Annotated in this window: 17 protein-coding genes; 9 read left to right on the top strand and 8 right to left on the bottom strand. The window is 64.3% G+C overall.

What is annotated here, in order from left to right:
• Positions 1 to 193: 193 nt before the first annotated feature.
• The 4 genes from AA0Z93_RS05720 to choX form a co-directional block, all read right to left on the bottom strand.
• The gene (locus tag AA0Z93_RS05720; protein WP_413046003.1) at positions 194 to 664 is read right to left on the bottom strand and encodes a thioesterase family protein; all 471 of its coding nucleotides are present in this window, start codon (positions 662 to 664) and stop codon (positions 194 to 196) included.
• 10 nt (positions 665 to 674) lie between these two features.
• A complete protein-coding gene (locus tag AA0Z93_RS05715) occupies positions 675 to 1640 on the bottom strand; it encodes an L-carnitine dehydrogenase (protein WP_413046004.1) in 966 nt (321 codons plus the stop codon).
• 101 nt (positions 1641 to 1741) lie between these two features.
• Entirely contained in the window at positions 1742 to 2626 is an 885-nt protein-coding gene (locus AA0Z93_RS05710; protein WP_296266425.1) for a 3-keto-5-aminohexanoate cleavage protein, read from the bottom strand.
• Between the two features lie 344 nt (positions 2627 to 2970).
• Complete coding sequence (gene choX, locus AA0Z93_RS05705; protein WP_413046005.1) at positions 2971 to 3897, bottom strand: choline ABC transporter substrate-binding protein; 927 nt, start codon at positions 3895 to 3897, stop codon at positions 2971 to 2973.
• 242 nt (positions 3898 to 4139) lie between these two features.
• On the opposite strand from choX, the gene AA0Z93_RS05700 reads away from it, so the two are divergent.
• On the top strand, positions 4140 to 5117 hold the full coding sequence (locus AA0Z93_RS05700) for a GlxA family transcriptional regulator (protein ID WP_413046006.1): 978 nt from the start codon (positions 4140 to 4142) through the stop codon (positions 5115 to 5117).
• On the opposite strand, the gene AA0Z93_RS05695 is transcribed toward AA0Z93_RS05700, so the two are convergent.
• From AA0Z93_RS05695 to AA0Z93_RS05685, 3 genes are all read right to left on the bottom strand, one after another.
• Complete coding sequence (locus tag AA0Z93_RS05695) at positions 5094 to 5645, bottom strand: hypothetical protein (protein ID WP_413046007.1); 552 nt, start codon at positions 5643 to 5645, stop codon at positions 5094 to 5096. The genes AA0Z93_RS05700 and AA0Z93_RS05695 overlap by 24 nt on opposite strands.
• A gap of 62 nt (positions 5646 to 5707) precedes the next feature.
• Positions 5708 to 6424 (bottom strand): hypothetical protein, encoded by a 717-nt coding sequence (locus AA0Z93_RS05690; protein WP_413046008.1) that lies wholly within the window; start codon positions 6422 to 6424, stop codon positions 5708 to 5710.
• Positions 6425 to 6538: 114 nt separating this feature from the next.
• On the bottom strand, positions 6539 to 6940 hold the full coding sequence (locus AA0Z93_RS05685) for a lysozyme inhibitor LprI family protein (protein WP_413046009.1): 402 nt from the start codon (positions 6938 to 6940) through the stop codon (positions 6539 to 6541).
• Between the two features lie 285 nt (positions 6941 to 7225).
• Here AA0Z93_RS05685 and AA0Z93_RS05680 point away from each other — a divergent pair, with 285 nt between their 5' ends.
• The 7 genes from AA0Z93_RS05680 (at position 7226) to AA0Z93_RS05650 (ending at position 16320) form a co-directional block, all read left to right on the top strand.
• Complete coding sequence (locus AA0Z93_RS05680) at positions 7226 to 8203, top strand: dipeptidase (RefSeq protein ID WP_413046010.1); 978 nt, start codon at positions 7226 to 7228, stop codon at positions 8201 to 8203.
• A 304-nt stretch (positions 8204 to 8507) separates the two neighbouring features.
• A complete protein-coding gene (locus tag AA0Z93_RS05675) occupies positions 8508 to 9038 on the top strand; it encodes a DUF5943 domain-containing protein (RefSeq protein ID WP_413046011.1) in 531 nt (176 codons plus the stop codon).
• A gap of 15 nt (positions 9039 to 9053) precedes the next feature.
• Positions 9054 to 11114, top strand: a complete 2061-nt coding sequence (gene dgcA, locus AA0Z93_RS05670) for a dimethylglycine demethylation protein DgcA (protein WP_413046012.1) — start codon at positions 9054 to 9056, stop codon at positions 11112 to 11114.
• Positions 11115 to 11421: 307 nt separating this feature from the next.
• Positions 11422 to 13377, top strand: coding sequence for a dimethylglycine demethylation protein DgcB (gene dgcB, locus AA0Z93_RS05665; protein ID WP_413046013.1), 1956 nt, complete (start codon positions 11422 to 11424; stop codon positions 13375 to 13377).
• The gene (locus tag AA0Z93_RS05660; RefSeq protein ID WP_413046014.1) at positions 13377 to 14609 is read left to right on the top strand and encodes an electron transfer flavoprotein subunit alpha/FixB family protein; all 1233 of its coding nucleotides are present in this window, start codon (positions 13377 to 13379) and stop codon (positions 14607 to 14609) included. The genes dgcB and AA0Z93_RS05660 overlap by 1 nt, the downstream gene beginning before the upstream one ends.
• A gap of 10 nt (positions 14610 to 14619) precedes the next feature.
• Positions 14620 to 15390 (top strand): electron transfer flavoprotein subunit beta, encoded by a 771-nt coding sequence (locus AA0Z93_RS05655; RefSeq protein ID WP_413046015.1) that lies wholly within the window; start codon positions 14620 to 14622, stop codon positions 15388 to 15390.
• 201 nt (positions 15391 to 15591) lie between these two features.
• On the top strand, positions 15592 to 16320 hold the full coding sequence (locus AA0Z93_RS05650) for an RHS repeat-associated core domain-containing protein (protein WP_413046016.1): 729 nt from the start codon (positions 15592 to 15594) through the stop codon (positions 16318 to 16320).
• 306 nt (positions 16321 to 16626) lie between these two features.
• On the opposite strand, the gene gbcA is transcribed toward AA0Z93_RS05650, so the two are convergent.
• Positions 16627 to 17919 (bottom strand): glycine-betaine demethylase subunit GbcA, encoded by a 1293-nt coding sequence (gene gbcA / locus AA0Z93_RS05645; protein ID WP_413046017.1) that lies wholly within the window; start codon positions 17917 to 17919, stop codon positions 16627 to 16629.
• A 306-nt stretch (positions 17920 to 18225) separates the two neighbouring features.
• Here gbcA and gbcB point away from each other — a divergent pair, with 306 nt between their 5' ends.
• Entirely contained in the window at positions 18226 to 19326 is a 1101-nt protein-coding gene (gbcB, locus tag AA0Z93_RS05640) for a glycine-betaine demethylase subunit GbcB (RefSeq protein WP_413046018.1), read from the top strand.
• Positions 19327 to 19337: the final 11 nt, after the last annotated feature.

The following is a 19337-nucleotide window of genomic DNA, read 5'->3' as shown; positions in this document are numbered from 1 at the left end:
CTGCAAATCGGCCACACTGAATCCATTCACGGTCCTCGGCAGGTTTGGTCACCCGCCCTCACACACAGTGGATGCTCGCGCTTGGCCCCGGATGCTCACGGCTTTCCGGGGTTTTTTTTGCGGCACTGGGATGGCCAATGCTGCGTACGACCGGCCCGCCCTGCGCGGCCGCCTTGCCTGCTCGCGGCGACCCTCAGCGCGAAAGGCTCAGCGCTCGGGCACGCCATTGCAGGGCGGCTCGTTCGGGCTGCGGGGCAGTCAGCGCGTGCAAAGCCTGAAGGCTACGCTCCCCGAACGGGGCCGACTTCGGCCCGGCCAGGCTCACGTGCAGCAGCATCTGCTCACTGGCGGCCAGCACGTCATCGAAACCCTCGCGGTGCAGCGTGTGGAGGACCAGCAAGCGCTTGTGGTCGAACTCGACGATGTGGGTTTGCACCCAGACCTCGGTGCCGCGCTTCACTTCATGCAGGTAGTTGATATGCGCCTCCAGCGTGAACAGCGAATGGCCGCTTTGCCCTCGGCTGTCGGCATCCAGGCCGATACGCTCCATCAGCGCATCGGTGGCGTAGCTGAAGATCAGCAGGTAATAGGCGTCACGCAAATGGCCGTTGTAATCGACCCAGTCTTCGCCGATGGCGGTGCGGTAGGTGATCGCTGCGCTCATGTTGCGTTCCTCACTCGTCGAAGGCCAGGCCGTGCCTGGCCTTGCTGGTTTTAACGGCGTCCAGTACGGCCAGCAGGGTGTCGTCGCGGTAGCGTTCCAGCGCGGCGATGCTGCGCTCGCCCAGTTGCGCTGCAGTGCCGTCGACCACGTCGTCGATCAGGCGCTCGGTGAGATCGGGCGCCGGCAGGTAGGTCCAGGGCAACTGCAAGGCAGGTCCGAACTGCTGCATGAAGTGGCGCATGCCGGCATCGCCGCCGGCCAGGGTGTAGGTCAGGAAGGTGCCCATGAACGACCAGCGCAGGCCGGCGCCGAAGCGGATCGCGTCGTCGATTTCGCCGGTGCTGGCCACGCCGTCGTTGACCAGGTGCAAGGCCTCGCGCCAGAGCGCTTCGAGCAGGCGGTCCGCGATGAAGCCGGGCACCTCTTTGCGCACGTGCAGCGGGCGCATGCCGAGTGCGGTGTAGATCGCTTTGGCGGCTTCGATGGCTTCGGGGGCGGTGTGCCGACCGCCGACCACTTCCACCAGCGGCAGCAGGTACACCGGGTTGAACGGGTGGCCGACCACACAGCGTTCGGGACGGGTGGCCGATTCGTAGAACTCGCTGGGCAATAATCCCGAGGTACTGGAGGCGATGATCGCGTCGGGTTTGGCCGCGGCGCTGATGCGGGCGTGCAGGTCGAGCTTGAGGTCGAGGCGTTCGGGCGCGCTTTCCTGGATGAAGTCGGCGTCGCGTACGCAGGCTTCGATGGTGTCCACGAAGGTCAGTCGGCTTTGCGCGGCGCCGGGGGTCAGGCCTTGTTTCTCCAGCGCCGGCCAGGCGTTGGCGATGCGCTGGCGCAAGGCTCGTTCGGCGCCAGGGGCCGGGTCCCAGGCCACTACGTCCAGGCCGTGGGCCAGGGCGCGGGCGACCCAGCCGCTGCCGATGACGCCGCTACCCAGGGCGGCGAAGGTGTTGATCGTGGAGATGAAAGGCATGGCGAATCCTCTAGCGAAGCGGTGGCAGGGACGAGCGCCGGCCGAGCGGGCGCGGGCCCGCTCGCACGGCAGGGTCATCGGTCAATGGGGGTGAGTAGCGTTCAGCGGCGCTTGAGGCGCATCTTTTCCCGGCCTTCGGCAGGGCTGAGCACGCGGGCGCCCAGGCGCGAGACGATCTCCACCGCGCGTTCGACCAGTTGGCCGTTGCTGGCCAGCACGCCGCGGTCCAGGTACAGGTTGTCTTCCAGGCCTACCCGCACGTTGCCGCCGAGCAACACGGCCTGGGCCGCCATCGGCATCTGCATGCGGCCGATGCCGAAGCCTGCCCAGGTGGCGCCGGCCGGCAGGTTGTCGACCATCGCCTTCATGGTCGCGGTGTCGGCCGGTGCGCCCCAGGGAATGCCCAGGCACAGCTGGAACAGTGGGTCGTCGAGCAGGCCTTCCTTGATCATCTGCTTGGCGAACCACAGGTGGCCGGTGTCGAAGATCTCCAGTTCGGCCTTGACCCCCAGTTCGGTGATGCGCTTGGCACCGGCGCGCAGTTGCGCCGGGGTGGAGACGTAGATCGAGTTGCCATCGCCGAAGTTGAGGGTGCCGCAGTCGAGCGTGCAGATGTCCGGCAGCAGCGCCTCCACGTGGGCCAGCCGCTCCAGTGGGCCGATCAGGTCGGTGCCGCTGCCGAAGTCCATGGGCGATTCGCCCGGGCCGATCTCCAGGTCGCCGCCCATGCCGGCGGTGAGGTTGACGATGATGTCCACGTCGGCTTCGCGGATGCGTTCCATGACCTCGCGGTACAGCGCCACGTCGCGGCTGAAGCGGCCGGTGTGCGGGTCGCGCACATGGCAGTGCACCACGGTGGCGCCGGCCTTGGCCGCCTCCACGGCGGCGGCGGCGATCTGTTGCGGCGTGACGGGCACCAGGTGGCTTTTGCTGGCGGTGTCGCCGGCGCCGGTGAGGGCGCAGGTGATGATGATGTCGTGGTTCATGGGGCGAACTCCTTGGCGCGGTCGGGTGCGTGTCGGGGAAAAGATGGTCGTGGTCCGGGTGTAAGGGCAGTGCGCTCTCAGCGGCGCAGTCACGCGCCTGTGGAGGGGGCCGGTTCGGCGCCCCGATCAGCCGCGACAGCCGGCAACGCCGGCCCACATCAGTTACCGCGATTCCTCTGTAGAAATGCATCGCTTGAACTGGGCCGGCGTTGCCGGCCATCGCGGCTAAAGCCGCTCCTACAGGTGGGGCGTTGTCGGCCATCGCGGCTAATCGGAGCGCCGGACTGGCCGCTTCCACGGGGGCAGCGTTGCCAAGTGTTGGGTGCACTTCCAGGCACGGCGAGCTACAGCGCCGGTTTGCCGTCGAAGGTGGTGACGCCTTCGAGCCAGCGGGTCTTGTCCTGCGGATGGTCCTTGAGCCACTGGCGCGCCGAGTCGAGCGGGTTCTTGCGGTCGAGCAGCGGCTGCATCATGCGGCTCTCGTCCTCGGCGCTGAAGGTCAGGTTGCTCAGCAGACGGTAGGCGTTGGGGCAGCGCTCGGCATAGTCCGGCGCGGTGACGGTCCACACCGTGGCACGGCCCTCGTCGGGCCCCATCGCGCCTTCGCTGTCGGCCAGGTAGACCATGCCGCCCTTGACGTTGACGTTCATCGGGTGCGGCTTCCAGCCGAAGAACACCACCGCCTCTTGGCGCCGAATCGCACGGTCCACCGCGGCGAGCATGCCGGCCTCGCTGGACTCGACCAAGGTGAACCCCGCCAGGCCGAACCGATTCGTGTCGATCATTGCCTTGATCTGCGTATTGGCCCCCGAACCCGGTTCGATCCCGTAGATCTTGCCGCCCAGCTCCTGCTTGAATTTTTGAATGTCGGCGAACCGCTTCAGGCCTTTGTCGGCCAGGTACTGCGGTACGGCAAGGGTGGCGCGGGCATCGTCCAGGCTGGGCTTGTCGAGCACCTTGACCTGGCCGGCGTCGACGAAGGGGGTGATGGTCTTGGTCATGATCGGGTTCCAGTAACCCAGGAACAGGTCCAGGCGCTGGTCGCGGATGCCGGCGAAGATGATCTGTTGCGAAGCGCTGGTCTGCTTGGTGCGATAGCCCAGATCGTCGAGCAGCACCTGGGCCATGGCGCTGGTGGCGATGACGTCGGTCCAGTTGACCACGCCCATGCGCACGTCCTTGCACACGGCGGGCTCGGCGGCGAATGATGGGGCGGACAACAGGCTGCCCAGGACAAGGGGTAAGCAATAGCGGCGGATCGAGCGGTGCATGGTGGCTCTCCATCGGCAGGGCGTTTTTGTGCGACCGGCCTCTGCGGACCGTGAATACACGCTACGCTGGCAACTCGACGGGCAAGCGCACGCTGGCGACGAGGATTTGCACTGTGGCGACCACTTGTGTTTTCGGTGTGGCCTGAAGACCCATCCGAACGCGCCAGCGAACGGCCTGGACCGGTGTGGTCAATCGTTCTGGCGCAGCCGTGCCCCTCCACCGACACACCTCAGAGGCCGAGATGCCCGACACCATCGATTTGCTGCTACTGCCGGGCTTCTCGGCCATGGGCTTCATCAGCGCCATCGAGCCATTGCGCGTGGCCAATCGCTTTCGCGGTGCGCTGTACCGGTGGCGGGTGCTGAGCCTGGACGGTGGCGCGATCGAGGCCAGCAACGGCATGTCGGTGAACGCCGACCAGGCACTGGAGGAGGGCGACGCGGGGCGCCTGCTGCTGGTGATCGCCGGCTTCGAGCCGCTGCGCCATTTCGGCCCGGCGTTGCAGCAGGCGCTGCGCAAGCGTGACCATGCTGGCGTGGTGCTCGGCGGCATCGACACCGGGGCGATGGTGCTGGCCGAAGCCGGCCTGCTCGATGGCCACCGCGCGACCTTGCACTGGGAGGCGCTCGAGGTTTTCCGTGAGCGCTATCCGCGCTTGCAGGCCACCCAGGAACTCTTCGAAATCGACCGTCGGCGCATCACGTGCGCGGGTGGCACGGCATCGATCGATCTGATGCTCGACCTCATCGCCCAGGCCCATGGCAGCGCCTTGGCGGTGCAGGTGTCGGAGCAGTTCGTGCTCGGGCGCATCCGCCCACGACAGGACCACCAACGCATGGAAATCGCCGCCCGCTACGGCATCGGTAACCGCAAGCTCGTACAGGTGATCGGTGAAATGGAAAGGCATCTCGAGACACCCCTGGGCACGCTGGAACTGGCCGCCCGGGCGTTGATCACGCGGCGCCAGTTGGAGCGTCTGTTCCGGCTGCACCTGGACGAAACGCCCAGCGGTTTCTACCTCGGCCTGCGGCTGGACAAGGCGCGGCTGCTCCTGGCGCAGACGCAGATGAGCATCACCCAGATCAGCCTGGCGTGCGGTTTCGAACTGCCGTCGTACTTCACGCGATGTTACAAGCGACGTTTCGGGCACTGCCCGCGTGTGGGGCGGCAGGGAGGCTTGACTTCGGTCGCGACGTCAAAGCTCGTCGAGGTTCGATAGCGCCTGCAAGCGCGCTTCGAGCTTTTCGCGCCAGCGCTCGAACGCCGGCCGCTCGAGCTTCGCACCCAAATGCTCCAGTTCGACGATCAGCCGTGTGCGCGGGCGCTCGGGATCGGTCTTGCAGTGCATATGGAAGAGGATTGCCACGGGTGTGTCGTCGCTGTGCATGTCGAAATCGATGTTCAACCGCGAGCAGGCTGTCCGCGCGGTGAGCAGGGCGAGGTCGGCTTGGCGCAACCCTGCCATGAGGTCGCTGGCGACCCGCACGAAAGCCAGGTTGGCTGGCTGGGGTGCCGGAATCAGGCCTGCGAAGACGTCTTCGAATACGGCATCGGTCGGGGTGAAGGGAAGACGCCGGACGGTCCGCTCGAATAGCGTGACCTCACTGCTTTCCAATGTCTGCAAATAGCACTCGAACCAGGCTTTACCCTCGCGTTGCCGATCGAAGGCCTGGTCGGCCGTCAGTTGTGCCAGGCGCAAGCAACTGTGCAAGCCCTCGTGGTGCTCCGAGAAAGATGACGGCGGCATGCAGGTAGGTGCCTTTGTGCGAAGGGGTACTTGGCGCCCCGAAAGGCGCCAAGTCAGGGGCTTCAGATATCCAGTGCCAGGATATCCGCTGCCTGGCTGGCCAGCTTCTGACGCACAGCGTCGCGCATGGCGTCGAAGTGACGAACGCTGAACGAGCCCTGCTGGGACGCGCGGTAGACGCGGGTATTGGACTTGTCGATGAGGCGGCCGGCCAGGTCACCGGTTTTTTCGGCCTTCTCGTAGCTGAGTTGAACACTGGTCATGTGCATGATCGGCAAGCCCTGCGGGCTCATCTCGCATGCCGAAATCTGCACGGTGCTGGATTTGCCCGACACGCTCAGGCTGCTTTGTTCGAGCAGTTGCTGAGCCTTGGGGGTGCGCACGATCACTTCGAACGAGCGACGCACGCTGTGGCACAGGCGATGCGAAGCGCCTATCTGCACCGTAACGATTTGCGGCAGCAGCGTCGCCAGGGTGTGGGTGTCCTTGTCCAGGGCCTCTTCGACGTGGGCAGCGCCGGTCAGGGTCCAGCCGAACTTGCCCAGGCCATCGTTGTAGAAGTTGTACCACTCGCGTTGCTGGGTCTCCTTGTCGAACTTCTTGTTCGCCGACAGGTTCATCAGGCGCATGCCGTCGAGGACGTCTTCGGCCACGCTGGCAGGTACGTCAGGGGCGAAGATGCATACGGTGTTGGCGACCATCACGGCACGCGCTTCGCCTTCTTTTTTCAAGGCGGCGATGGCGCTGTCCATATCGTTTTTGCTGAGGCTCGTTGTCATGTTCTGCTTCCCGGTCATGGAGTGAAGGCACCTCGGGTGACGTGCCAGGAGCGCATCCTAGGAAGCGACGGCCAGCACCATAAGCACCAAACGTTTCCATGTGAAGCGGACCGGCTACGGCTGCCCCAGCGACTGCAGGTATTCGGAACGATCGTCGCTGCGCTGCGCCAGACAGGTGTTCCACGCCGCTTCGAAAGCCTCGCTGCCGGGCTTTTCGGCATAGGTTTCGACCTTGCAGTCGGCATCGCGCAGCTGTGTCCACAGCGTCTGCGCTGCTTGCAGGCGAATGGCCAGTTCGCGCGCTTGGGAAGGCTGCCCGTCCGCTTGTTCGTTGACGCGTTGAAGCAGTTCGTCGAGCGCCGTCTTCAATTCGCGCTCGGCCGTCTGCCGGTTGAACGCAGCGCAGGCCTGGGCCTGCTGCTCGGTGTCGACGGTGTCGCACGGCGTGCTGTCTTCCTCGCCGGCCTGGGCACCCATCATCACGCCCATCAGAGCCAGCCATGCCATCGCTTTCATCGGGTTTCTCCAGGTCCATCGGTGAGCGGTCGGGCGATTCTGGCAGAGGGTCGGCAAGGCCGGTAGACGACATGGCCAATCTTCATCGAAAACGACCTCAGAGGCGTTATCGAGACTGGCTCTCATCGCCGCAGCCCGCGCCGGAGCGCCCTTTGTCGGGCCTTGACGCTTTCGGCAAACCCCCTGTCGTTTTTGCATCGGGGCGTCGCAAGTGACAGGCATATGCTGCCCCCAAAGCGTCGGCACAAGCCTTGGCGCCAACACTCGATAAAAGGGGACAGCCTGATGAGCCCAGCCGAACTTCACGCCGACAGCATCGTCATCGACGGCCTGATCATCGCCAAGTGGGATCGCGAACTGTTCGAAGACATGCGCAAGGGCGGCCTGACTGCCGCCAACTGCACGGTATCGGTCTGGGAAGGCTTCAAAGCGACCGTCGACAGCATCGCGGCGAGCCAGAAACTCATTCGCGAAAACAGCGACCTGGTGATGCCGGTGCGCACCACCGCCGACATCCGCAAAGCCAAGGAGCAGGGCAAGACCGGCATCCTCTTCGGCTTCCAGAACGCCCATGCCTTCGAAGACCAGATCGCCTATGTGGAGATCTTCAAGCAGCTGGGCGTGGGCATCGTACAGATGTGCTACAACACCCAGAACCTGATCGGTACCGGCTGCTACGAACGCGATGGCGGGCTGTCGGGCTTCGGCCGCGAGATCGTCGCCGAGATGAACCGCGTCGGCATCATGTGCGACCTGTCCCACGTCGGCTCCAAAACCAGCGAGGAGGTCATCCTCGAATCCAAGAAGCCGGTCTGCTACTCGCATTGCCTGCCGTCGGGGCTCAAGGAGCACCCGCGCAACAAGTCCGATGAAGAACTGAAGTTCATCGCCGACCACGGCGGTTTCGTCGGTGTGACCATGTTCGCGCCGTTCCTGGCCAAGGGCATCGACTCGACCATCGACGACTACGCCGAGGCCATCGAGTACACCATGAACATCGTCGGTGAGGACGCCATCGGCATCGGCACCGACTTCACCCAGGGTCATGGCAAGGAATTCTTCGAATACCTGACCCACGACAAGGGCTACGCCCGCCGCCTGACCAGCTTCGGCAAGATCATCAACCCGCTGGGCATCCGCACCGTGGGCGAGTTCCCCAACCTGACCGAGACCCTGCTCAAGCGCGGCCACTCCGAGCGCGTGGTGCGCAAGATCATGGGCGAGAACTGGGTGAATGTGCTTAAGGATGTGTGGGGGGAATAGGCGCGTTGGGGCGGCGTCGCCGCCCATCGCGGCTGAAGCCGCTCCCACAGGTCCGAGTAGGGCTGGACTGCTCTTACAGAATCGGCGTGGTGGCTTCAGTGGCGTAGAGCGGCACCGTAGCCGTGGAGCCATATGAAGATCACTGTAGGAGCGGCTTCAGCCGCGATGGGCCGCACAGCGGCCCCAGAACAGCCACCTCGATAACCCCAGCCGAACCCACGCAAGCGCCTCCCCGAACACCGCTTCAAACCAAAAGCCACACCGGCTTTTGCACCCCAATAAAAATTTCTGGAGTTGAGTTTCCATGGCCAAGATCGCCCCGCAATTGCCAATCGAAGTCGACAGCGAGACCGGTGTCTGGACCAGCGACGCCTTGCCGATGCTGTACGTGCCGCGGCATTTCTTCGTCAACAACCACATGGGCATCGAAGAAGTCCTGGGCGCCGACAAGTACGCCGATATCCTCTACAAGGCCGGTTACAAGTCCGCCTGGCACTGGTGCGAGAAGGAAGCCGAATGCCATGGCCTGGAAGGCAAGGCGGTATTCGAACACTACATGAAGCGTTTGAGCCAGCGCGGCTGGGGCCTGTTCGAGATCCAGTCCATCGACCTCGACAAGGGCACCTGCGAAGTCAAGCTCAAGCACTCGGCCTTCGTCTACGTGTATGGCAAGTGCGGCCGCAAGGTCGACTACATGTTCACCGGCTGGTTCGCCGGCGCCATGGACCAGATCCTCGCTGCCCGTGGCAGCAACATCCGCACCGTAGCCGAACAGGTCTACGGCGGGTCCGAAGAAGGCCACGAAGATGGCCTGTTCGTTACAAAGCCGTTGTAAGCCGGAGAAACCGTCATGGCCTTCGAAGCAATGTTCCAGCCGATCCAGATCGGCAAACTGACCATCCGTAACCGCGTGCTCAGCACCGCCCACGCCGAGGTGTACGCCACCGACGGCGGGATGACCACCGACCGTTACGTCAAGTATTACGAAGAGAAGGCCAAGGGCGGCATCGGCATGGCGATCTGCGGCGGCTCGTCCGTCGTGGCCATCGACAGCCCGCAGGAGTGGTGGGCCTCGGTCAACCTGTCGACCGACCGCATCATCCCGCACTTCCAGAACCTCGCCGACGCCATGCACAAGCACGGCGCCAAGATCATGATCCAGATTACCCACATGGGCCGGCGCTCGCGCTGGGACGGCTTCAACTGGCCGACCCTGATGTCGCCCTCCGGCGTGCGCGAGCCGGTGCACCGTGCCACCTGCAAGACCATCGAGCCGGAAGAGATCTGGCGGGTGATCGGCAACTACGCCCAGGCCGCGCGCCGGGCCAAGGAAGGCGGCCTGGACGGCGTCGAACTGTCGGCCGTGCACCAGCACATGATCGACCAGTTCTGGAGCCCGCGGGTCAACAAGCGTACCGACGAATGGGGCGGCAGCTTCGAAGGCCGCATGAAGTTCGGTATGGAAGTGCTCAAGGCCGTACGCGCCGAGGTCGGCGACGATTTCTGCGTGGGCATGCGCATCTGCGGCGACGAATTCCATCCCGACGGCCTCAGCCACGAGGACATGAAGCAGATCGCCGCGTACTACGACGCCACCGGCATGGTCGACTTCTTCGGTGTGATCGGCTCGGGTTGCGATACCCACAACACCCTGGCCAACGTCATCCCGAACATGAGCTACCCGCCCGAACCGTTCCTGCACCTGGCGGCCGGCATCAAGGAAGTGGTCAAGGTGCCGGTGCTGCACGCGCAGAACATCAAGGACCCCAACCAGGCCCAGCGCATCCTCGAAGGCGGCTACGTCGACATGGTCGGCATGACCCGCGCGCACATGGCCGACCCGCACCTGATCGCCAAGATCAAGATGGGGCAGGTGGACCAGATCAAGCAGTGCGTCGGCGCCAACTACTGCATCGACCGCCAATACCAGGGCCTGGACGTGCTGTGCATCCAGAACGCCGCGACCTCCCGTGAGTACATGGGCGTGCCGCACATCATCGAGAAGAGCAGCGGCGCCAAGCGCAAAGTGGTGGTGGTCGGTTGCGGCCCCGCCGGCATGGAAGCGGCCCGCGTGGCGGCCGAGCGCGGCCACGACGTGACCGTGTTCGAGAAGAAGGAACAGATCGGCGGGCAGATCATCACCGCCTCGAAGGCGCCGCAGCGCGACCAGATCGCCGGCATCACCCGCTGGTACCAGCTGGAGTTCGCCCGCCTGAAGATCGACCTGCGCCTGGGCACGGCCGCCGATGTGGCGACCATCCAGGACCTGCGCCCGGACATCATCGTGCTGGCCAACGGCGGCCATCCGTTCGTCGAGCAGAACGAGCACTGGGGCGCCGCCGAAGGTTTGGTGGTGAGCAGCTGGGACGTGCTCGACGGCAAGGTCGCGCCGGGCAAGAACGTGCTGGTCTACGACACCATCTGCGAGTTCACCGGTATGTCGGTGGCCGACTTCATCGCCGACAAGGGCAGCCAGGTCGAGATCGTCACCGACGACATCAAGCCGGGCGTGGCCATGGGCGGTACGACCTTCCCGACCTACTACCGCAGCATGTATCCCAAGGAAGTGATCATGACCGGCGACATGATGCTGGAAAAGGTCTACCGCGAGGGCGACAAGCTGGTGGCGGTGCTCGAGAACGAGTACACCGGCGCCCGCGAAGAGCGGGTGGTCGACCAGGTGGTGATCGAGAACGGTGTGCGTCCCGACGAGCAGCTGTACTACGCGCTCAAGGAAGGTTCGCGCAACAAGGGCCAGATCGACGTCGAAGCCCTGTTCGCGATCCAGCCGCAGCCGATCCTCAGCCAGCCGGGCGAGGGCTACCTGCTGTATCGCATCGGTGACTGCGTGGCGCAGCGTAACGTGCATGCGGCGATCTATGACGCGCTGCGCCTGTGCAAGGACTTTTGATCGAGCCCGGCTTGGCGGGGCGGACTTTCGAGTGAGCGGGTTCACCTGCTGCTGCGGCCCGCGCGAACGCCGCCATCGCTGGCGGAACTGGCCCCCTGTGGGAGCGGCTTCAGGGTTCGCGTCCACCGTTATGCATATCGCCATCACTGGCGGAACTGGCTCCCTGTAGGAGCGGCTTCAGCCGCGAAAGCGTCAGCATTGAAAACGCTGTTGTCTGATCTGACGCTTTCGCGGCTGAAGCCGCTCCCACAGGGTCCGCGCCGCGTTTTAGGGCGGCGCAAGCAACCAGCTGTTGTGGGAGTTACCCATGTTGAACACCCTGATACCCATCCTGCTGTTCGCGGCGCTCGCCCTGGCCGTGCTCGGCGCCGTGCGCCGCGTGCGCATGTGGCGCCGCGGCAGGCCTTCGCCGGTCAACCTGATCGGCGGCCTGCTGGCCATGCCGCGCCGCTATCTGGTGGACCTGCACCATGTGGTCGGGCGCGACAAGTACATCTCCAATACCCACGTGGCCACCGCTGGCGGCTTCGTGCTGTCGGCAGCGTTGGCGATCCTGGTGCACGGCTTCGGCCTGCAGAGCAGGATCCTCGGCTACGCGCTGCTGGTGGCCACGCTGGTTATGTTCACCGGTGCCATCTTCGTCTACCGCCGCCGTATCGATCCGCCCGCGCGCCTGTCCAAAGGCCCGTGGATGCGCCTGCCGAAAAGCCTGCTGGTGTTCGCCGCGAGCTTCTTCATCGCAACCTTGCCGGTGGCCGGCATTCTGCCGGCCAATACCGGCGGCTGGATCATGGTCGCCGTGCTCGGGCTGGGCGTGCTGTGGGGCGTGTCGGAACTGTTCTTCGGCATGACCTGGGGCGGGCCGATGAAGCACGCTTTCGCCGGTGCCCTGCACCTGGCCTGGCACCGCCGTAGCGAGCGCTTCGGCGGCGGCCGTTCGACCGGCCTCAAGCCGCTCGACCTGGAAGACCCGGACGCGCTCCTTGGCGTGGAAAAGCCGGCCGACTTCACCTGGAACCAACTGCTGGGCTTCGACGCCTGCGTGCAGTGCGGCAAGTGCGAGGCCATGTGCCCGGCGTTCGCCGCCGGCCAGCCGCTGAACCCGAAAAAACTCATCCAGGACATGGTCGTAGGCCTGGCCGGTGGCACCGACGCCAAGTTCGCCGGCAGCCCGTATCCTGGTAAGCCGATTGGCGAGCACGGCGGCCATCCCCATCAGCCGATCGTCAACGGCCTGGTCGATGCCGAGACGCTGTGGTCGTGCACCACCTGCCGCGCCTGCGTCGAGGAATGCCCGATGATGATCGAGCACGTCGATGCCATCGTCGACATGCGTCGTCACCTGACCCTGGAAAAAGGCGCCACGCCGAACAAGGGCGCCGAGGTGCTGGACAACCTGATCGCCACCGACAACCCCGGCGGCTTCAACCCCGGTGGGCGGATGAACTGGGCGGCCGACCTCAACCTGACACTGCTGGCCGATGCGCAAAGCACCGAGGTGCTGTTCTGGGTCGGCGACGGCGCCTTCGACATGCGCAACCAGCGCACCCTGCGTGCCTTCGTCAAGGTGCTCAAGGCTTCGGGCGTGGACTTCGCCGTGCTTGGTCTGGAAGAGCGCGACAGTGGCGATGTGGCCCGACGCCTGGGCGATGAAGCGACCTTCCAGTCGCTGGCCAAGCGCAACATCCAGACCCTGGGTAAATACCGCTTCAAGCGCATCGTCACCTGCGACCCGCACAGCTTCCACGTGCTCAAGAACGAATACGGCGCGCTGGGCGGCGAGTACCTGGTGCAGCACCACAGCACCTACATCGCCGAACTGATCGCGCAGAACAAGCTCGATCTCGGCCAGCACAAGGGCGGCAGTGTCACCTACCATGATCCGTGCTATCTGGGCCGCTACAACGGCGAGTACGAAGCGCCGCGCGAGGTGCTCAGGGCTCTGGGCATCGAAGTGCGCGAGATGGAGCGTTCAGGCTTCCGCTCGCGTTGCTGCGGCGGTGGTGGTGGCGCGCCGATCACCGACATCCCCGGCAAGCAACGGATTCCTGACATGCGCATGGACGACATCCGCAGCACCGAGGCCGAAGTGGTCGCCGTGGGTTGCCCGCAATGCACGGCGATGCTCGAAGGTGTGGTGGAGCCACGCCCTTTGATCAAGGACCTGGCGGAACTGGTGGCCGACGTGCTGCTGGAAGCGCCTGCCCCTGCCGCCGCGGCCAAGCCGCAAGCGGCCAAACGTGAACCTGCGGAGGTGCATTGATGAGCGACCTCATCCGCCGCGACCCACGTGCCGAGTGGATCGCCCGTAACCGTCTGCATCCGCTGCATGCGGCGATGCAGACCCAGCAGACTAGCTGGATGGGCCCCAACGGCCTGATGCGCAAGAACACCCACGCCATCGCCGCCGGCTTCATGGGGCCGAACGGCCTCAAGCGCATCGACCGCAGCGGCGCCCAGCAGGGCACGGCCACCGGGGGCCGGCGCAGCGCCGCCGCCGAGGTGCAACTGCCGCTGCACCAGGTGCTGGAGCCGGCCTTCTACATCGCCGTGGTGCCGGACATGGTCGGTGGCCGCCTCGGTCCGCACGACCGCGACCTGCTCGGCCTGGCCCACAGCCTGGCCGGTCAGGACGGCGCGGTGCTGGCCATCGTCTTCGGCGAGCACAAGGAAACCGCCTTCGACACTGCCGGCGTGGACCGCCTGTTGGTGCTCGAGGGCGATGCCTACAAAGGCTATGCCCCGGAACAACTGGTGCAGGGCCTGCGCGCCGTGGACACGCAGTTCGCGCCGCGTCACTGGCTGCTGCCCGACACCCGCAACGGCGGTGGCGAGCTGGGCCGGCGTCTGGCCGCGGCCATGGGCGAGCGCCCGGCGACCCGCGTATGGCAGGTCAAGGACGATGAGTGCATCGGCCGTGCCGGTGCCGGCCAGCAGGACCTGCAACGTGGCATCGCACGGATCATCCTGGCCTCGTCGGAATGCTCGGACCCGGTCAGCGACACCCGCCACGAAGCCTTGCCGGTGGAACTGTCGGCATCGGTGGCGCGCAGCCTGTCGCGCATCGAAGACCTGGGCTCGGTAGCGGTCGACCCGGCCGCCATCGCCATGGCCGAAGCCGAGTTCATCGTCTCGGGCGGCAGCGGCATCAAGGACTGGGACCTGTACCACCGCGCCACCGCCGTACTCGGCGCCACCGAAGGCGCTTCGCGGGTGGCGGTGGACGATGGTTTCATGCCGCGCAACCGCCAGGTCGGGGCGACCGGGACCTGGGTCACGGCACGGGTGTACGTGGCCGTCGGCATCTCCGGCGCCGTCCAGCACTTGCAGGGCATCGCGGCCTGCGACAAGGTGGTGGCGGTGAACATGGACCCGGCCTGCGACATGATCAAACGCGCCGACCTGTCGATCATTGGCGACAGCACGGCGATTCTCCAGGCACTGATCGAAGCGGTGGAAAACTTCCGCAGCGGCGGCCAGCGCGATGCGGCTTGAGGGGACGAGCATGAGTACCAAAGTCATCAGCCTGGTTTCCATCGGCGCGCACCCCGGTTCCGGGCGTACCCGCCGCGCCGAGCAGGATGCCCGCGCGGTGGAGCTGGGTTTGCAACTGGCTGGCGAGCACCTGCAAGTGGTGCATGCGGGCGATCACCGTGAGCAAGCCCTGCGCGCCTATCTGGGCATGGGGCTGGACCATCTGGACGTGTTGGAGCAGCCGGCCGGCGCCGATGTCGTCGGCGTGCTCGGCGACTACTTGCGCGACGCGGGTGCGCAGCTGGTGCTGACCGGTAGCCAGGCGGAAACCGGCGAAGGCTCGGGCATGCTGCCGTTTCTGCTGGCGGAAAGACTGGGCTGGCCGTTGATCGTCGGCCTGGCGGCCGTCGAGTCCATCGACAACGGCACCGCCCTGGTGCTGCAGGCCTTGCCGCGCGGACAGCGGCGTCGCCTGAAAGTACGCTTGCCGTTGCTGGCGACCGTCGACAACGCCGCACCGACGCCACGGCAGAGCGCGTTCGGTCCGGCGCGCCGTGGCGTGCTGGCGGCGCGGGAAGTCCAGGTGGTCGAAGACGACTTGCTTGCCGACGCGCAACTGCAACCGGCCCGGCCAAGGCCCAAGCGCTTGAAGGTGATCAAGGCCAAGAGCGGCGCGGATCGGATGAAGGCGGCCACGGCAAAGGCCAGCGGTGGTGGCGGCAAGGTCTTGAAAGGCGTGACGGCGCAGGAAGGCGCCGAGGCCATCTTAAAATTGTTGGTGGAAGAGGGCGTCTTGCGTTGAATAGAAAGCAAGCAGGCATCTGACGTCGTGTTCGAGAGTGTCGTTCATCAAGGTGGTTGATCGCACAAACATCAATTTGTGCGTCAGCGTTTTCTGCCTGCCTTTTCCGGGCGTTTGCGAAATACCTAATATTTTTGGCAGTTATCCGTTCGAAACCTTTTTGATAGCGTAGGGTTTTCAAGCGAACAGGAATCTTCTGCCATGATCGAGGCACACACGACGCGCCAAATCGACTTGCAGCGCTCGAGCTCGAGCGGCAGACGTCGTGCACCTGGAGCTTATGGCCCCTATGGCGTGCAATCACATTGTGCGGGTCCGTTGTTGGGTTTCACTGGCGAACGGCACGATTGCCACGCGGGAGGCTACCATCTGGGCAATGGCCATCGAATGTACAGCCCCGTGATGATGCGGTTTGTCTCGAGTGACCGGCTTAGTCCTTTCGGTAAGGGTGGGATCAATGCCTACGCGTATTGCCTTAACGACCCCATCAATTGCACTGATCCGTCCGGCCGCTTCCCCATTTGGCTCTCGCCCGTGCGGAACATCGTTAGTGGCGTCCTGAACCTTGGTATCAGTGTGGTGAAGGCCTTCAGGGGGTATATGCAAGCGCAGGACTTTAATCTCAACACAGGATATCCAGGGACTCGCAGTGGAGTGGTGCCTAGCTTGATGTCCGAGAACATGGTTCCCCGATGGAGCACTCGCGACACCGTAGTGACGGCCGTTGGCAGTATCACTGCAACGATGGGCATCGGAACGTCGATAGGGCGTTTGTCGACACAGGGTTCGGACGCGCTGATGTGGATAGACACATCACTCGCCATGATTGCTACCGCAATGTCTGCGTATGAGCTCGTCACGATCGCCAGATTGCCTATGGATAGCCGTTACAACATTCACCTTCAGCAGGTGACAGGGGCGCCTGTATAAGACAGGCGTCCTTTCGCGCGATCGGTCTTTGCGACTGGCGCTACAGGTGTGATCGTGTAGGCCCATTGCCTGACTGCATTTGGCGGTGATGGCCTGGCACACCCAGCGTAAATGCGTTCGCCTCTCTGACGCTTCGGGGGCGAACAGTGCTGCGGATTTGATCAGGCAATGCGTGTGGCAGTGAGCGCCACACGTGCAGGGTCGCAGACCGCAAGCCACACCCATGAGTCTGCATGAGGACAAGGGTAGGCTGTGCGGGCCCACCGCATGAAACCGGATGGTCCTGATCACCACCCGTGGGAAAGTTTACTGCGCCTTGATTTCCTTCAGATAAGGCGCCGGCTCTGCGCCCAGGTTGTTCAACACCCGCTGGCTGTACCAGTCGATGAAGTTCACTACGCCGAACTCGTAGGTCTTGGAGTAGGGCCCCGGTTGATAGGCCGTAGAGTTGATCCCGCGCTGGTTCTCTTCGGCCAGGCGACGGTCCTGGTCGTTGGTGGCGTCCCAGACCTTGCGCATGTTCTCCGGGTCGTAGTCGACGCCCTCGACCGCATCCTTGTGCACCAGCCAGCGAGTGATGACCATCGACTCCTGGGCGCTGATCGGCCATACGGTGAAGACGATCATGTGGTCGCCCATGCAGTGGTTCCAGGCATGCGGCAGATGCAGGATGCGCATCGAGCCGAGGTCCGGGTTCTGGATGCGGCCCATGAGTTTCTTGCACGCCTGTTTGCCGTCCATGGTCATCGACACGGTGCCCTTGAGCAGCGGCATGCGCACGATGCGGTTACGCAGGCCATGGCTCTTGTGCAGGTACGGAATCTTCTCGGCTTCCCAGGCGGCCGAGCAGGCGGCGACCTGGTCCTTGAAGTCCTGGCTGGCACGTGGATCGTTGGTGTCGTCGAACTCTTGCAGGCTCTGCAGCAGCTCGGGGTGCGAACCGTTGCAGTGGTAGCACTCGCGGTTATTTTCCAGCACCAGTTTCCAGTTGGCCTTCTCGTACAACTTGGTTTGCACCGCGACCTTGGTGTTCTCCATGTCGTACGGTTCCATGTAGTGCTCGAGGGTCGCCAGGAACTCGTCGATGGCCGGCGGGTTTTCCGCCAGGCTGATGAAGATGTAGCCGCCCGCGGTCTTCACGTTGATCGGCTTGAGGCCGTACTGCTTCATGTCGAAGTCCGCGCCCATCTCCGTGCCGGCGAACAATAGGCGGCCGTCGAGTTCGTAGGTCCATTGGTGGTACGGGCACACCAGCTTGGCCACCTTGCCTTTTTCGTGCACGCACAGGCGCGAACCGCGGTGGCGGCAGACGTTGTGGAAGGCGTGCACCTTACCCTCGGTGCCGCGCACCACGATGATCGGGTTCTTGCCGATCTCGAGGGTCAGGTAATTGCCTTTGGCCGGGATTTCGCAGGTCATGCCGGCGATCAGCCATTCCTTGTGGAAGATCTCCTGCATGTCGATCTGGAACAGACGCTCGTCGGTATAGAAAGGCTGGGGCAGCGAATAGGTACGCTCGCGGTTCTGCAGCATCTCGGCGGTGGCCTTGCGTGCAGGTTCGAGTGGATCGCCCAGGCTCAGGGTTGCGGTGACGTCCATCATGTGGTTCCTCATGGCCTGAAACGGCCGGCGAAAGGTGGCTAATCGTTGTGGTGCTGCGTTGCCATCGGCCCGGCCGTCTTCGTGTGCAGCAGCCGGTGCATTTGCGGTGGAGTGTGCGATTAGTGCCGACGCGAACCGTATCCATGGACGACATGGCCCAATCTGATTCCGACGCGCCAGGCCTTGTCTCACGGGGCTGGTCGCGATAAGCACGCCGATGTCGCAGATAGGAAAGTGCGACCCTTCGGGCTTGAGCATCATCGCAACCATAAAAAGGCCGGTAGTCGGCCGCTGGAGATGATCATGTCCGAAACCTTCCTCAATCCGGTCACCACGCAGACCTGGGTCAACGGCCGCCACACCGTGCGCTGCGTCAAGGTCATCCAAGAGACCTGGGACGTGCGCACGTTCTGCTTCATGGCCGACGCGCCGATCATGTTCTTCTTCAAGCCCGGACAGTTCGTCACCCTGGAGCTGGAGATCGACGGTAAGCAGGTGATGCGCTCCTACACCATCTCCAGCTCGCCGTCCGTGCCCTACAGCTTCTCCATCACCGTCAAGCGGGTACCAGGCGGGCACGTGTCCAACCACCTGCACGACACTCTGCACGAAGGCCAGGAGCTGGCCGTGCATGGCCCGGTGGGGCTGTTCAACGCCATCGACTTCCCGGCCAGCAAGGTGCTCTACCTCTCCGGCGGCGTCGGCATCACCCCGGTGATGTCCATGGCGCGCTGGTTCTACGACACCAACGCCAACGTCGACATGGTCTTCGTGCACAGCGCGCGCACGCCCAAAGACATCATCTACCACCGCGAACTCGAGCAGATGGCCTCGCGCATTCCCAATTTCGGGCTGCACATCATCTGCGAGAAACATGGCCTGGGCGAACCCTGGGCCGGCTACCGCGGCTACCTCAACCAGCGCCTGCTGGAGCTGATGGCGCCTGACTACATGGAGCGCGAAATATTCTGCTGCGGTCCGACGCCGTACATGAACGCGGTCAAGCGCATGCTCGAAGGCGTCGGCTTCGACATGAGCCGCTACCACGAGGAATCCTTCGGTGCGACGCCGGCCGAAGACAAGGCCAATGCTGTCGAACAGGCCGAGCAGGCTGCCGATGCGCCGGAAGTGGACGATTCCGATCTGAATCTGGTGGAGTTCATCGGCAGCGAGAAGAGCATCCGCATCGCTCCCGGCGAAACCGTGCATGCGGCTGCGGCGAAAGTCGGCCTGATGATCCCCAAGGCCTGCGGCATGGGCATCTGCGGCACTTGCAAGGTGCTCAAGCTGGGTGGCGAGGTGGAGATGGAGCACAACGGCGGCATCACCGAGGAAGACGAGGCCGAGGGTTACATCCTGTCCTGCTGCAGCGTGCCCAAGGGTGATGTGCGTATCGACTATTGAGGTCAGCAGTC

Origin of the sequence: Pseudomonas phoenicis, assembly GCF_047302395.1 — a bacterium.
In the GTDB taxonomy this organism is placed as follows: Bacteria; Pseudomonadota; Gammaproteobacteria; order Pseudomonadales; family Pseudomonadaceae; genus Aquipseudomonas.
This window is presented reverse-complemented; position numbering and strand designations above follow the sequence as displayed.